This window comes from Streptomyces sp. NPDC048389, from assembly GCF_040706335.1.
Taxonomy (GTDB): Bacteria; Actinomycetota; Actinomycetes; order Streptomycetales; family Streptomycetaceae; genus Streptomyces.
Map to the genome: position 1 here is coordinate 1 of NZ_JBEZKP010000067.1, position 11,738 is coordinate 11,738.

Consider the following 11,738-nt stretch of genomic DNA (forward strand, 5'->3'; position numbering starts at 1 on the left):
CTTCAGTACCGGCCGGACACCCTCGACGGCTTCATAGCCGGAACCGGCCTGGCCCTCGACGATCCAGCGTCACCCTAACGAGCCGAAGTCAGTAAGGAGCAGTTCCCATGGCCGTGAAGACCATTTGGCAGATCACCCATTCCTGTGGGGACCAGGCCGAGCGAGACCTGTCCGACCGGGCGGCCGACCGTCGCGCGGGCTTCGCCGAGTGGCTCGCCAAGCAGGAGTGCTCTGATTGCTGGCGGGCCGCGAAGGAGGGCGACGAGCAGGACAAGGCCGCCTGGCTGGAGGCCAAGCGCGCCGAAGAGCAGGCCGAGTCCGATGCCTGGTCGGAGCAGTACCGGATGCCGCCCCTCGAAGGCCGCGAGCGCGCCGTCGCGTGGGGCGTGCGCTGCCGCCACCAGGTCCTGGCTGCCGCCTACACCGCTCTGGTCCTCGAAGGCGAGACCAGCGAGGCGGAGTGGGAGGAGATCGAGGCGACGGCTCGCGCTATCAGTGGAGTCGGCCGAGGGCGCGGTGCTGGCGTCGCCACCAGTCCGTCTCCCTCGGCCGCTCGCCCGAACCGGACGTGCGAGTCTCCCCGCATCCGGCTCTCCACGAGTCCCGCATCAGCTGATGCCGGTCTCCAGTCGCAGGGCCCACGGGGTGAGGATCGTGTTGCCTCGGTACCGGTAGCGAGTGATCGCTGTCCAGCCTGGAGGTCTGATCTCCACTCCGTCCGCCTCCGGCCACCACTTCCCACCGGGGTAGTAGCGCCGAAGGATCCACTTCTTGCTTCGCTTCGGATGCTTCTTCACCAGCCAGGCCAGGGTCCGCCACCACAGGAAGTGGTCGAGGTCCTGGAAGGCTGCCTTGGAGGCACCGTGCCGGAAGTAGAGGGCCCATCCGCGGGTGATTCTGTTCAGTTGCCGGAACAGTTCGTCCGCGGTCTGGTTCGGGATGTGTCGTGTGGCCTCCTTGACCTTGCGCTTGACCGTCGCGCGCGACTTCCGTGACGGGTAGCTGTAGATCAAATGCCGGTCGCTTCCCCATTGCTGGTGCCGTTGGACACGGAACCCGAGGAAGTCGAACCCCTCGTCGATGTGCACCACATGTGTCTTGTCCGGCGCGAGCCGAAGCCCGACCCGTCTCAAGACCCCGCCCACCTCGTCGAACAGACTCAGTGCCTGTTCCCGGGTGCCCTTCACCATCACCACGAAGTCGTCGGCGTACCGGACCAGCCGGTAGGTCGCGCCTCCGCGCTGACGGAAACGGGTGCGGGATGCGTTGCTTCCGTGTGCCTGCCAGAGCGCGGTGAAGTGCTCATCGAGAACTGACAGGGCGACGTTGGCCAGCAGCGGCGAGAGGATGCCGCCCTGAGGAGTGCCGGTGGATGTGTCCCGGATGACGTCCATCTCGTCCAGCAGACCCGCCTTGAGGAACGCCTTAATCAGGCCCAGTACGCGCCTGTCCGCGATGCGTCGCCGCACCAGCTCCATCAGAGCGGTGTGGTCGATCTCGTCGAAGCAGGCCGCGATGTCGCCCTCGAACACCCAGGTGTAGCTGCGAGGGTTCGTGGCGTAGTTGCGGATCTCCTCGATCGCGTCCTGGGCCCGACGTTCCGGGCGGAATCCGTAGCTGCACGGCTGGAAGTCGGCCTCCAGGATCGGTTCCAGTACCAGCTTCAAGGCCGCCTGCACGACGCGATCTCGGACCGTGGGGATACCCAGGCGACGGAGCTTCCCGTTCGCCTTGGGGATCAACCGCTCCTTGACCGGAAGCGGCCAGAACGTACGGGCTTTCACATCTGCCCGTAGTTCCTCCAGCAGTCCTGCCGCGCCGTGCGCGCTGCGCTCGATCCCGTGGACGGTGCGACCGTCCACTCCCGCGCTGCGTGCGCCCTTGTTCTCCCGGACCCGTTCCCACGCCACCGCGAGGAAGGCCGGGTCCACCACGAGGTTGAGCAGATCACCGAACCGGCGACCACGATCGGCCACCGCCCAATGGTGCAGTTTCGTCTGAATCTCCAGTACCCGCCGCTGGGCCCGAAACGGGCTCAACAGCATGGCGCCGATGTTCACCGGCGCGTCTTCTGGCATGACAATCCTTCCGCTGCTCGACTCGCTGCCGCCCTTCGCCCTGTGACCGGCTTTCCCGGCCTCCGACTACTACGGCGGCTCCGCCCCGCATCCGGTCCGTCAGCCGACGGTGGGCCTATCCCGCCTTCCGCTGGATGCGGACTGCTGGCGGGAGAACCGGTGCGGTTCCCGTGTTCACTTGCTGCCGATCGACGGGTTAGGTGCCCAGCTTTGCCCCGGAGGCCCCCGCGCGTACGCCGCAGTTCTTCCGCGCGGGCTGCCCGGTCGCGATGGCTTCGCGCCGGGCGGGCGTCATCTCCACGATCTAGATGACAGCGCACCCCAACGCCGGCCCAGATCCACCAGGTTTCGAGCCGGCTCCACCTAACGAGGGTTCAAGCACTGGTTCCTCGCGTACACCTTCCCGTCTCGCTCGCCGGACCTGGGCTGTCTGGCAGTGCCAGCCCATCCCGGCTTTGTCAGGGCTGCTTCCCACCCTCCCCGGCACCTCCCGAGTCAGGCTGCCCTCAGCTTCACCAGACCGCTGCGACGGTCCGGAGATGAAGGTCTTGCACCTCCATTCGGAACAACAAGCGCCTCACGGCGCACCCCGCGCCGGGTGGTGGATCGACCAGCGCTCCTCCGAGCCCGGCGACCTGACCGAGCTGCTCGAGGCGGCCACCGTAGCCGACCGGCCCACCGAGAACCCCCACTTCTGACCGCCCGGTGCCCCGCCACGGCGGGGCACCGGCTCCCTCTCCCTGCCAGTGATGCGGATACCCCATGCCCGAGTACCCCCTGCGCTGCGATGTGCGGCGCACCGAGAGCACCACCGATCTGCTCGCAGACCTCCACCGCAGCGAGCCTGACTTCGCGCCCTACCTGCTCACGGCCTAGTCGCCGGAGTTGACCGCCCAGGACACCGTCGTCCTGCCGTACCTGGCGCTGCTGCTCGACGAGCCCCTGGCTTTGCGGAAACCGCGGACCGGACACACCGCGTCCCAGCGGCTCACCTGGCACTGCACGATCCGCAACACCACCGGCGTGGAACTCGACGACGACTGGTTCGAGCTGACGCGCGAGGTCCTCGACGCCACCGGCATCGAGCCTGCCGACGACCCGGCCGCCTGCCGGTTGGGCCGCCCTGCGCAACCAGGCCCACGGACTCGACATCGTCGCCACCGTCATCCGCCAGGACGGCCGCTGGGCCCGGCTGCACAACGACGCGTACTTCGCCCGCTCCGCGTGCGCGGACTTCGCCTACGACCACGGCCTCGACGAGCCGGGGTGACTCGGGGCGTCTACCAGCCATCTCCGGTCGGGCCAAATCGCGGATTCTGCGGATCCTCTCTCCCTGACGGCCCGGCCACCCGGGCTCCCGTTCGCCACTCCCCTTCGAGGTAGACGCCGTGATCGCCCACCTGCAGCGCGCCAGCCACACCGCCGGTCTGCTCACGTATCTGTACGGGCCGGGCGAGCGCGGCAACCACACCAACCCCCGCCTGATCGCCGGGGACGGCCACGGCGCCCCGATCGAGATGCTCGCCCAGCCCGACGCGCTGGCGTACCTGGCCCACACCCTCGACGCACCCGTCGAGCGCCTCGGAGCCCGCGCGCCCGAGCGGCCGGTGTGGGTCTGCTCGGTCCGCTCCGATCCCCGGCACCCCGACCTGACCGACTCGCAGTGGGCCGAGGTGGCCCGCCGGGTGGTGGCGGCCACCAGCATCGCCCCGGACGGCGATCCGGACGCCTGCCGGTGGATCGCCGTGCGCAACCAGGCCCGCCTAGTGCACGTCGTGGCCACCCTCGCCCGCGAGGACGGCGGCGTCCACCACGCCTACCGCGACGCCTTCCACCTGCAGACCGAGTGCCACCGCATCGCCACCGAACTCGGCCACCTGCCCCCGGCCCCACGCCCAACACCCCGCGCCCCGGAGACCCACGTGCCTTCCCCCTACATCACCATCAACACCGAGCCCAGCGGCAGCGTCTCGGCGAAGGGCGCCAGCGACGACTTGTCCGCCACGCTCCTCAAGCACGCCGGTTTCCAGCAGATCGAGGACTGGTACGGCCGACGCCACCGCCTGCCGACCACCACCCCGCAGGCCGACCGCGCCGCCATCGCCACCCACGCAGCCGAGATGCTCCGCGCCGCCCGGTACAGCGTCGACCTGGACCCCGACCTCGACACCAGCCGGTTGACTACCCCGGCCAACCCTCTCGGGCTCTACACCGCCGGAGCCGAAGTCCTGCGGCTGACCGACCAGATCAGGGCCGCCGAGAACGGTGCCGGCCTTGAGCAGGCGGTCGATCACCTCCTTCATCCCGAGCACGGCGTTCTGGAACGCGTCCGGGAAGCGCTGGAGACGGCAGGCGAGCAGATCACCGACCTCGACGACGAGGCGTATGCGCTCGCCGACCGGTTCGGCTTCGCTGCGGAGTTCGTCAGCGCAGCGCAATCAGAACTCACCGAAGCGGGACACGAATTGCACCGTGTCGGCGACGCGCAGCAGGACCACGCCGAGGCGCAGACGCAGTCCTCCGCGCTGTCTGACTCCCGAAGCGCGGCTCTCGCCACGTCGCCCGCGGCGGACAAGGCCAAGGCGTCTTCGGCGCTCGGCGCTCCGTCTCCGGGGGTCGGTACAGCCCTACGTCCGCCGCAGGTCCCCAGTCCTCGAATCCGGTGATCCCGATGCTCTCCTCCCGTACTCCCTCCGTCGGGCTGGCGCGCACCTACCTCATGCGAGCCACCGACGCTCTGGCCAGCGCGTCCGCCATCAGACCGGCCAAGGGCCGAGGGGCCTATCCATCCAGGTGGGGAGCACGCACTGCGCGTTCTCCCCACCTACTCGGCGCCGATCCAACACCACGACCGAGGAGGAAACAGTGCCCGAGTTCTACCCGAGCATCGGCGATGCCATCGGCGCCGCGATGCAGCACAACATCCGGCTCGCCCACGGCGTCGAGGCGTCCGGATCCGACACGCCCCTGCAGGTCCGACACCTGCCCCACCCCTCTGCCGACCCGTACTCCGTCTCGGGGATGATCGCCCGGCTCACCGAGACAGCGACTCCCCATGAGGTCGCCGGAATCATCGAGGAGGTCAACGGAGCCCTGGTCGGGGCCCTCCCGCAGCTGACCGAACTCGTGGCTGCAGCCGCCGACTGGACCCGAGCTCGCCTGACCTTCGAGGACCCGCACCACAACCCGGCCTTCGAGACGTGGACACGGCTGGCCGCGGCCACCCGCCTGTTGCGGGACGTCTAGGAGGAGCTGGAGGTCGCCGAGGACATGGTCGCCGCGTGTCCTGCGGAACTCAGCGACCCCAAGTACCGCGACGAAGTGCCTGTCCTGCGGACCCGGGAACTGCTCAGCGACGCCCTCGGCAACGACGCGGTCGCAGACACCAAACCGTCCGCCGCCCAGAACCCGGGAGCGGACCGGCAGCGAGCCGCCCGCGCCTCCTCCCCGCACGCTGCCACCCGGCGGGCCACGCCCTCCGCCGGCGCGATGTCCGAACCACCGGCCACCGCGCCGCCGCCCCGGTCGCCGCGCACCCGATGACCTCGACCACCGCCCCCTTCCCGGAACAGGAACTGCCCCGATGACCAGCAGAAGAGCGCCGCGCGCCCCGCCCCACGCCTCGTCCGCTCTCCCTCCTTGGATCCGCCATGCCCGCCCCGCGTACCAGCGCGCCCTCGACCACCACCGGCACCGACGCGCTCCTCTACCTCCTGTTCGGCGTCCTCGGTGCCGCCATCGCCTTCGGCTCCCTCGCCTGGCTGACCGGCAACCTCACCAGCGCCCTCGTCGGCGCCGGCCCCTGGGTGCCGTTCAAGGCCACCGACGCGCTGCTGCACCCCGACGCGCTGTGGCCGCACCTGAGTCCCACCGCCCTGCTGGTCGGCGCACGGCTCGTTCCCGGCCTGCTCTCCGTCTGCCTCACTATCACCGGCTTGGTCCTGTGGCTGCGGCTGCGCGGTGGCGCGAAGAACGGCCTCGCCCGCAAGGCAGATCTCGCCCCGCTGCTGGACAAGGAGATCACCGCCAAGGCGAGGAGCCTGCGGCCGAGCCTGTCCGATCTCAAGCCGAAGGAGGTCGCTCCCGCCGACCGCGGGATCCTCGTCGGCACGCTCTCCCCGGGCCGGGCCGAGGTCCGCGCCTCCTGGGAGGACGTGATCGTCGCGATCATGGCCCCGCGCTCCGGCAAGACGTCCGGGCTGGCGATCCCTGCGATCCTCGCCGCTCCCGGCCCGGTGCTGCTGACTTCCAACAAGGCGGCGAACGATGCCTTCACCGCGACGGTGGACGCACGTGCCAGGGTCGGCACGATCTGGACGCTCGACCCGCAGCAGATCGCCCACCACCCGCGCGAGATGTGGTGGGACATCCTGGCCGACGCCCGCGACCTGGCCGGGGCGAAACGTTTGGCCGGGCACTTCGTCGCCGCTTCGGTGGACGAGTCGAGCGGCTCCGACTTCTGGTCCACCGCCGCGAGCAACACGCTGGGCGCGCTGTTCCTGGCCGCCGCAAGCCACCGCCGCCCGATCACCGATGTCCTGGCCTGGCTCGCCTCCCCTGCTGACCGCACTCCGGTGGACCTGCTCACCGATGCCGGCCACGACGCGGTCGCCGCCCAGCTCCAGGGCACCGTCAGCGGGGCCACGGAAACGCGGGACGGCATCTATGAGACCGCGCGGCAGTACGCGAGCTGCCTGCTCGACCCGGACGTCGCCGCCTGGGTCACCCCCAGCAAGCACCTTCCCGAGTTCAAGCCCTCCGCGTTCGCCACCTCCCGCGACACGTTGTACCTGCTCAGCAAGGATGGCGGCGGCTCGGCATCGGCGATCATCGCCGCGGCAGCCGATGCGGTGATGCGCGCGGCCGTGGTCGTCGCCGAGCGCTCCGGCGGGCGGCTCGACCCGCCTGCCCTGTGCGTCCTCGACGAGGCCGCCAACGTGTGCAAAATCTCCGATCTCCCCGACCTGTACAGCCACCTGGGCTCACGGGGCGTGATCCCGATGACGATCCTGCAGTCCTACCGGCAGGGGCAGCGGTGCTGGGGCGAGGCAGGCATGGACGCACTCTGGTCCGCCGCCACGATCAAGATCATCGGAAGTGGCATCGACGACGCCGACTTCGCCGACCGTCTGAGCAGGCAGGTCGGTGACCACGACGTGCAGACGACGTCGGTGTCGACCAGCGACAGCGGCAAGTCCACCTCGGTGAGCATGCGCACCGAACGGATCCTGCCCCCCGACGCGATCCGCGCGCTCCCCAAGGGCAAGGCGCTGCTGCTCGCCACCGGTATCCGAGTGGCGATGCTCGACCTGCGGCCCTGGTACAAGGAGCCCGCCGCCAAGGTGGTCGGTCCGGCCTCGGCCCGCGCGACGAAGGCCATCACCGAGCGGGCCATCGCCAAGTCCCTGGGCCGCGACGACTTCGGGCTGTCGGCATGAGCGCCCCGACGCTCAAGGTGCTCTCGCTCGGTGCCGGGGTCCAGTCGACATGTCTGCTGCTCATGGCCGCCGAGGGCCATCTGCCCGGCCTGGACGTGGCGATCTTCGCGGACACAGGCTGGGAGCCCCGCGCCGTCTACGACCATCTCGACCGGATCGAGCGGGAGATCGCCGAACCCGCCGGCATCCCGGTCCTGCGGGTGTCCTCCGGCAACATCCGATCCGATGCGCTTGACCCCTCCAAGCACTTCGCCTCGATGCCGTTGCACATCCTCAACTCCACTGGCAGCGAGGGGATGTCACGACGCCAGTGCACCGGCCAGTACAAAATCCGGCCGATAAAAGAGAAGGTCCGCGAGCTGCTCGGCTACCCCTACCCGCAGCGTATCCCCGCCGGGGTCCACGTCGAGCAGTGGATCGGCATATCGGTGGACGAGTTCACCCGGGCGAAGGACGCGGACGTCGCCTACATGAAGAACCGGTTCCCGCTGATCGAGACCGGGTTCTCCCGCTCGGACTGCCTGCGGCTGCTGCGCTCGCGCGGGTTCGGCCAGACCCCGAAGAGTGCGTGCCTGGGGTGCCCGTACCACGGCAACGCCCAGTGGCGATCACTGCGCGACAGCTCGCCCCAGGAGTGGCGCGACGTCGTGGAGTTCGATGCCGCGATCCGTTCGGGCAACGCCCGGGCGACCGCGGAGGGCACGCCGCTGCTCGGCCAGGCGTATCTGCACCGCAGTCGCCGGCCTCTGGACCAGGCACCGATCGACCGGGTCACCGCCCACGAGTGGTCCGGACGTCAGGGCGACATCTTCGACGCGCTCGCGGACGCCGAACTGGAGAACGGCGATCCGGACGGCTGCTCGCCCTGGTCCTGCCGCTCCGGCGCCCCCGTCCAGGCCGACGTCGACCTCACGGCCTGACTCTCCCCCCTCTACCTGTTCAGGAGTCCCCTCGTGTCCTCGCGCACTCCATCCTCCCCTCTGGCGCGCTCCGAACGCCTCGCCCGGTCACCGGTCGTCCGGCGCGGCGGCCAGTGGTGGCTGGTCGCCGGTTCCGGCTCGATCCTCGCCACCGATCCGACGTTCACCGGCGAGCTGGACCGCTTCGCCGCCGCGATGGCCGCCGCCGACCAGGCCATCGCCGATCTCCGCTCCCAGCAGACTGATCCGCCGACTCCCCACCCCGGGCGGCAGCGATGAACCCGCTGCTGAGTGCCGAGCAGGCGGTGCTCGGCTCGGTGCTGCTCGACCCCGGCCAGCTCGCGCACCTCGACTGGCTCGCGCCGGATCACTTCTACCGGCCGGTCCACCAGGCGCTGTTCGCCGCCCTGCGCAAGCTCCGGACCGACGGCCACCCCGCCCTGGGGACCAAGGAACCGGTGCCGCTGTCCTGGGTGACCGACGCGGTCGACGAGGCCAGCCACCACGTCCGGGGGCTGACCGCGGTATACGCCCACATCCTGATTTCGGCCTGCCCGCGCCCCGAGCATGCCCCGGTGTACGGCCGGATGGTGCTGGAGGGAGCGATCCATCGCAGCGTGACCGAGCACGCGATCCGCCTCCACCAGGCAGCCCGTGCCGACGCCCTCCAGGGCCAGGTGGAGGGAGCGCTGCACCATGCGGACGTCCTGGCCGGGGTACTCGGGGACCTCGCGCGCCGCTGGGGGTCCGAACCGAGCCCTGTCGCCCCGGCCACGCCGCCCTCCACAGCACCCGTCGCGCCGCCGCCGGTACGGGCGGACCGGGTCGCCGAGGACGAGCCGTTCCTGCTGGCGGTCCTGGTCGAGCGGCCGAAGTCGATGGACGAGGTCGTCGGCTGGCTGCGACCGGGCGACTTCGCCGACCCCGCCCACGGCCAGCTCTACCGCTGCCTGGGCGCACTGCACCACCGCGGCGAGCCCATCGACCGGATCACCGTGCTGTGGGAAGCCCAGCGGCGCGGTCTGCTGGCCGACGGCACGCTGACCGCCGAACAGCTCACCGCCATCTGCGACGGCGTCGGCCCCGGCAGCGCCGAGTGGCTCGGCGAGCAGGTCATGCGCTCCTCCGTCGCCCGCACGGCCGCCACCTCCGCCCGCGTCATCCGCGCCCTGGCCGAGAACGAGACTCTGGCCCCCGGGCGGCTCATCAGCCACGCCCTGCACGCGCTCGGGCCGCTCGACGAAGTGCGCGCCCGCTGGCAGACCGCGAACGGCCACGCCGCTCCGGCGCCGCCGCCCCCCGCGTCGCCGACCGAGGGGCCCCCGACGGCGCGGGTCCACGCCGCCCTCGCCCGCAGCACACCGCTGCCGGCCGCACGGGCCTCGGAGCGCCCAGGCCCTGCCTCCACGCCATCAGCCGCGCGACCGCCCTCGCGCACCCACGGCTGAACCGTCCTCACCCACCAACCCAGCCCATCTGGCTGTCCTCATCTCTGGAACGCACCGTGGACAACTCCCCCATCTCCGACGCCCTGGCCCTGCGCGCCACGGCCTCCGCCTTCGACGCCCAGCGCGGCAAGCTGCCGGTGCCCGGAGACCCCCACCGCTCACCCGATGCTGTCGCCGTCGCCGTCGCACGCCAGATCTCCGAACTCGGAAAGCTGATCACCGACTTGGGCGACGAGGTCCTCTTCCGTGCCGCCGACCAGGGCCAGGCGCCCCACACCGCTCGGGTGATCACCAGCTTCGGCGCCGCCGTCGAGCCCGCAGGCGAAGCGGCTTCCGCTCTGGGAGCGGTGGCTCACCAGCTCGCCTTCCTGAACCAGACCGAGAGTCTGCGCGACCAGCCCGACGCCAGGGATGCCCGGGAGGCAGCCGTACGGGTGATGGAGGACGCACTCGCCACCGCCGACGCGGCCCTGCACGGCGGGGCCAACTCCCTGTACTCCGCATCGGCAACGGTCTCTCCCCCGTCCGTTCGGCTCCAGGCTGCCCGCAGCCGGTCCACGACCGCCGTGCCCGCTATGGGGCAGCTACCATCCGGCGTCACCACGGCGGTGGCGTCCTCCTCAGACCGACTCGCACGGGGCCGGTGACATGGAGAACACCACCGCGCGACCGCCGTTGATCGGCTCGCTCTGCTCGGGGTACGGCGGTCTGGACCTCGGGGTCCAGGCCGCCCTCGGCGGCACCCTGGCCTGGCACGCCGAGATCAACCCCGACGCCGCGCGCATCCTGGCCCGGCACTGGCCCGGCGTGCCCAATCTGCAGGACATCACCGCCGTCAACTGGGCCGATGTGCCTCGGGTGTGTGTCCTGACGGCCGGTTTCCCTTGTCAAAGACGTCTCCGTCGCCGGCCGCCGGGCCGGACTCAACCCCCACACCCGCTCGGGGCTGTGGCTGCACGTCGCCCGTGCGGTCGAAGCCCTCCGCCCCTGCTTGGTGGTGATCGAGAATGTCCGCGGACTCCTCACCTCGCCCGCCGGTTCCCCTGGCGACGTGGAATTCTGCCCGTGGTGTCTGGGAGACGACCCAACCCAGCCTCCTGTGCGGGCACTTGGTGCCGTACTCGGCTCCCTGGCCGATCTCCGGTACGACGCGAGGTGGCTCGTGCTTCGTGCCTCCGACGTCGGAGCCCCGCATCGTCGCGAGCGGACCTTCCTCACCGCCTGGCCCGCCGAACACCCTGCTCAAGACCCCGACGAGCAACATCGGCAAGAACGGCGGCTCCCAGCACCCGTCGAAGAGGAAGAGCGGCGGCCACGGCCCGAACCTGGCCGACGAGGTGGAGTGGCTGCTGCCCACGCCGAAGGCGTCGGACGGGGTCAAGGGCTCGCCGAACCAGCGGCACGGCAACGGGGACATGACGCTGCCGAGCGCGGCAGCATCGCTGCTGCCCACCCCGAGGGCGAGCGACACCGGCACTCCTGGCCGCCGTCCGGGCAAGGGCTGGCGCCCGCCCCTGTCGGCGGTGGTCCTGCCGCTGTGGGCGGAGGCGGCCCCGGGAGCCGAGGAAGCGACGGGCGATGGGGAGCGTACGCCTCCGCCATCGCCCGATGGGAGAACCTCACCCGTCCCGCGCCGCCGCCCACCGATGCTGGCGGACGCCTGCGCGCCGACTTCGTGGAGTGGATGCAGGGCCTGGCTCCTGGCTGGGTGACCGCCACTCCGGGGCTCGGCCGACCGGCTCAGCTCACCGCGCTCGGCAACGGCGTGGTCCCCCAACAGGCCACCCGCGCCGTGCAGTTGCTGGCTCCGGCCTTCCCCCGCTGCCCCCGCTGCACCGCGCCGTAGCGCTGCAT

At 70.9% G+C, this 11,738-nt stretch carries 13 protein-coding genes and 2 pseudogenes; 13 read left to right on the plus strand and 2 right to left on the minus strand.

Annotated elements, in window-relative coordinates:
* Positions 1-608: 608 nt before the first annotated feature.
* On the minus strand, positions 609-2,078 hold the full coding sequence (gene ltrA, locus AB0903_RS30250) for a group II intron reverse transcriptase/maturase (protein ID WP_366707919.1): 1,470 nt from the start codon (positions 2,076-2,078) through the stop codon (positions 609-611).
* A 539-nt stretch (positions 2,079-2,617) separates the two neighbouring features.
* Between ltrA and AB0903_RS30255 the strand changes: the two genes are divergently transcribed.
* Positions 2,618-2,776, plus strand: coding sequence for a hypothetical protein (locus AB0903_RS30255; RefSeq protein ID WP_366707963.1), 159 nt, complete (start codon positions 2,618-2,620; stop codon positions 2,774-2,776).
* 174 nt (positions 2,777-2,950) lie between these two features.
* Here AB0903_RS30255 and AB0903_RS30260 read toward each other — a convergent pair whose 3' ends face one another.
* The gene (locus AB0903_RS30260) at positions 2,951-3,154 is read right to left on the minus strand and encodes a hypothetical protein (RefSeq protein WP_366707920.1); all 204 of its coding nucleotides are present in this window, start codon (positions 3,152-3,154) and stop codon (positions 2,951-2,953) included.
* Between the two features lie 312 nt (positions 3,155-3,466).
* Here AB0903_RS30260 and AB0903_RS30265 point away from each other — a divergent pair, with 312 nt between their 5' ends.
* The 12 genes and pseudogenes from AB0903_RS30265 to AB0903_RS30320 all read left to right on the plus strand — a co-directional run bounded on the left by AB0903_RS30265 (position 3,467) and on the right by AB0903_RS30320 (position 11,730).
* A complete protein-coding gene (locus AB0903_RS30265) occupies positions 3,467-4,744 on the plus strand; it encodes a hypothetical protein (protein WP_366707921.1) in 1,278 nt (425 codons plus the stop codon).
* A 199-nt stretch (positions 4,745-4,943) separates the two neighbouring features.
* On the plus strand, positions 4,944-5,324 hold the full coding sequence (locus AB0903_RS30270) for a hypothetical protein (protein WP_366707922.1): 381 nt from the start codon (positions 4,944-4,946) through the stop codon (positions 5,322-5,324).
* Positions 5,325-5,348: 24 nt separating this feature from the next.
* On the plus strand, positions 5,349-5,621 hold the full coding sequence (locus AB0903_RS30275) for a hypothetical protein (protein ID WP_366707923.1): 273 nt from the start codon (positions 5,349-5,351) through the stop codon (positions 5,619-5,621).
* Between the two features lie 107 nt (positions 5,622-5,728).
* Entirely contained in the window at positions 5,729-7,516 is a 1,788-nt protein-coding gene (locus AB0903_RS30280; RefSeq protein ID WP_366707924.1) for a TraM recognition domain-containing protein, read from the plus strand.
* Entirely contained in the window at positions 7,513-8,436 is a 924-nt protein-coding gene (locus tag AB0903_RS30285; protein WP_366707925.1) for a hypothetical protein, read from the plus strand. The genes AB0903_RS30280 and AB0903_RS30285 overlap by 4 nt, the downstream gene beginning before the upstream one ends.
* Positions 8,437-8,469: 33 nt before the next feature.
* Entirely contained in the window at positions 8,470-8,715 is a 246-nt protein-coding gene (locus AB0903_RS30290) for a hypothetical protein (protein WP_366707926.1), read from the plus strand.
* Positions 8,712-9,884 carry a DnaB-like helicase N-terminal domain-containing protein gene (locus tag AB0903_RS30295; protein WP_366707927.1) on the plus strand — a complete coding sequence of 391 codons (1,173 nt, stop codon included), beginning with the start codon at positions 8,712-8,714 and terminating at the stop codon, positions 9,882-9,884. The genes AB0903_RS30290 and AB0903_RS30295 overlap by 4 nt, the downstream gene beginning before the upstream one ends.
* 56 nt (positions 9,885-9,940) lie before the next feature.
* A complete protein-coding gene (locus AB0903_RS30300) occupies positions 9,941-10,531 on the plus strand; it encodes a hypothetical protein (RefSeq protein ID WP_366707928.1) in 591 nt (196 codons plus the stop codon).
* A 1-nt stretch (position 10,532) separates the two neighbouring features.
* Positions 10,533-10,715, plus strand: a pseudogene (locus AB0903_RS30305) (DNA methyltransferase); the annotation flags it as partial.
* Between the two features lie 121 nt (positions 10,716-10,836).
* A pseudogene (locus AB0903_RS30310) lies at positions 10,837-11,109 on the plus strand (DNA cytosine methyltransferase); the annotation flags it as partial.
* Complete coding sequence (locus AB0903_RS30315) at positions 11,054-11,596, plus strand: hypothetical protein (RefSeq protein WP_366707929.1); 543 nt, start codon at positions 11,054-11,056, stop codon at positions 11,594-11,596. The pseudogene AB0903_RS30310 and the gene AB0903_RS30315, both read left to right, overlap by 56 nt.
* On the plus strand, positions 11,593-11,730 hold the full coding sequence (locus AB0903_RS30320; protein ID WP_366707930.1) for a hypothetical protein: 138 nt from the start codon (positions 11,593-11,595) through the stop codon (positions 11,728-11,730). Before AB0903_RS30315 ends, AB0903_RS30320 begins: the two co-directional genes overlap by 4 nt.
* The last annotated feature ends 8 nt before the right edge of the window (positions 11,731-11,738 follow it).

What these genes read in the sequence shown, in the direction of transcription:
- ltrA (WP_366707919.1), bottom strand. Translation starts at nt 2,078, where the DNA reads ATGCCAGAAGACGCGCCGGTGAACATCGGCGCCATGCTGTTGAGCCCG.
- AB0903_RS30255 (WP_366707963.1), top strand. Translation starts at nt 2,618, where the DNA reads ATGAAGGTCTTGCACCTCCATTCGGAACAACAAGCGCCTCACGGCGCA.
- AB0903_RS30275 (WP_366707923.1), top strand. Translation starts at nt 5,349, where the DNA reads ATGGTCGCCGCGTGTCCTGCGGAACTCAGCGACCCCAAGTACCGCGAC.
- AB0903_RS30285 (WP_366707925.1), top strand. Translation starts at nt 7,513, where the DNA reads ATGAGCGCCCCGACGCTCAAGGTGCTCTCGCTCGGTGCCGGGGTCCAG.
- AB0903_RS30295 (WP_366707927.1), top strand. Translation starts at nt 8,712, where the DNA reads ATGAACCCGCTGCTGAGTGCCGAGCAGGCGGTGCTCGGCTCGGTGCTG.
- AB0903_RS30280 (WP_366707924.1), top strand. Translation starts at nt 5,729, where the DNA reads ATGCCCGCCCCGCGTACCAGCGCGCCCTCGACCACCACCGGCACCGAC.